This is a genomic window from Chitinivorax sp. B, assembly GCF_005503445.1.
In the GTDB taxonomy this organism is placed as follows: Bacteria; Pseudomonadota; Gammaproteobacteria; order Burkholderiales; family SCOH01; genus Chitinivorax.
In genome coordinates this window covers 1-1,429 of the sequence record NZ_SCOH01000152.1, presented here as the reverse complement: position 1 = coordinate 1,429, position 1,429 = coordinate 1, and the positions used below count along the sequence as shown (strand labels likewise).

The window sequence follows — 1,429 nt, the reverse complement described above, 5'->3', positions numbered from 1 at the left end:
ACTTCACCACGCTGGCGGCCTTTGTCTCCAGCCTGGATCAGGAAGTTGCGCAGCTGTTTGCCCAGGTGCTTTACCTGTGCGACCGGCAAGGCCTGATCGGCCGCGAGATGTTTGCCATTGACGGCGTCAAGCTGCCGAGCAACGCCGCCAAAGCCCAAAGCGGCACCCGGGCGGATTTCGAAATCAGGCCGGCAAACTCGAAGCGGCCGCGCAGAAGATGCTCGAACGCCACCGGCAGAACGATGCCTTGCCGGTCGAACCCGACCTCGCCGGGAAACAGCAGCAAAAGGCCGAACACCTGCAATAAGCGGCAAAACAATTACGCGACTGGCTCGCCGCCCACCTCAAAGATCGTCAGGGCAGCAGAGGCAGCATCATCAAGAGCAACCGCACCGATCCCGACAGCGCCAAGATGGCCACCAGCAAAGGCGTCATCCAGGGATTCACCGGGGTGGCGGCAGTCGATGCCAAACACCAGATCATCGTCGAAGCCCAGGCCAGTCCGGCTACCCTCTACACCGCCGATGCCGGCTATCACGCCGAAAGCAACCTCAAGGCACTGGCCGAGGCTAATATCACTGCCCTGATCGCCGACAACGGCATGCGCCAGCGCGACGAACGTTCTAAGGAACAGGGCAAATACAAAGCCAAGCCCGATCCGCTCTACGACAAGGCTCGCCCGAAGCAACCAGGCAAGTGTTACCGCCCCCGGGACTTCATGCTCGATCCGGAGTACACCTGCCCGGCCGGCAAGGTGCTCTACCGCAACGGCAGCAACTGCATTCACAACGGTTATCTCTCAACCAAATAAGCGGCACCCTGTGCGACTGCCTGCCTTGCGAGCAGCGTGACAAATGCCTGCGCACGCCAGACAAAACCCAAGTGCGGCAAGTCAGCTTCTTTCGCGGGGGCGACCGCAGAAAGCCATAGCGAGCGGATGAAACAAGCCATCGACAGTGAAGCCGGCAGAGCCCGCCACGGACAACACTTTGCCACCGTCGAACCGGTGTTCGGCAACCTCCGGCACAACAAACGCCTCAACCGTTTCACCCTGCGCGGCCGGCGCAAGGTTAATACCCAGCGGCAACTGTATTGTCTGGTGCACAACATCGAGAAACTGGCGCATCAGGGGTACGGGCAGTAAGCAACAAGGGGGAAATCCCTTGTTTGACGCCCGCTGGTCAACCGGGAGGCAGAAGGGCAGCGATCTGGCGCGGCAAAAGCATGAAAAGCAAAATGGCACAGAGACAATCTGCGCCATTTTGTTTGCTGAAAATTCGGTGAAAACGGGTTTTTCTACAGCCTCAACGGGTGGCGCCAGGGCGGGATCGAACTTTACTCCTTGTTTAATCAAATAAAAGCTCAGTTCTGAAGCGCGGATCCCATGCTGCCCGCTGTCGCTTGCCCGCGACACTGTCCTTGCGCTTGG

At 59.3% G+C, this 1,429-nt stretch carries 4 protein-coding genes; 3 read left to right on the top strand and 1 reads right to left on the bottom strand.

The genetic code is table 11. From position 1 onward, the window contains the following. Positions 1-70: 70 nt before the first annotated feature. Positions 71-286: a hypothetical protein gene (locus tag FFS57_RS25535; protein WP_171014219.1), complete on the bottom strand. Its 216-nt coding sequence runs from the start codon at positions 284-286 to the stop codon at positions 71-73. 126 nt (positions 287-412) lie between these two features. Between FFS57_RS25535 and FFS57_RS24965 the strand changes: the two genes are divergently transcribed. From FFS57_RS24965 to FFS57_RS26050, 3 genes are read left to right on the top strand one after another with little or no spacing between them, the layout of a single operon-like run. Continuing rightward, positions 413-811: a hypothetical protein gene (locus FFS57_RS24965; RefSeq protein ID WP_171014218.1), complete on the top strand. Its 399-nt coding sequence runs from the start codon at positions 413-415 to the stop codon at positions 809-811. Positions 812-847: 36 nt separating this feature from the next. Continuing rightward, positions 848-1,144, top strand: a complete 297-nt coding sequence (locus tag FFS57_RS24960) for a transposase (protein ID WP_249384171.1) — start codon at positions 848-850, stop codon at positions 1,142-1,144. 19 nt (positions 1,145-1,163) lie between these two features. Continuing rightward, positions 1,164-1,358: a hypothetical protein gene (locus tag FFS57_RS26050; protein ID WP_137940517.1), complete on the top strand. Its 195-nt coding sequence runs from the start codon at positions 1,164-1,166 to the stop codon at positions 1,356-1,358. The last annotated feature ends 71 nt before the right edge of the window (positions 1,359-1,429 follow it).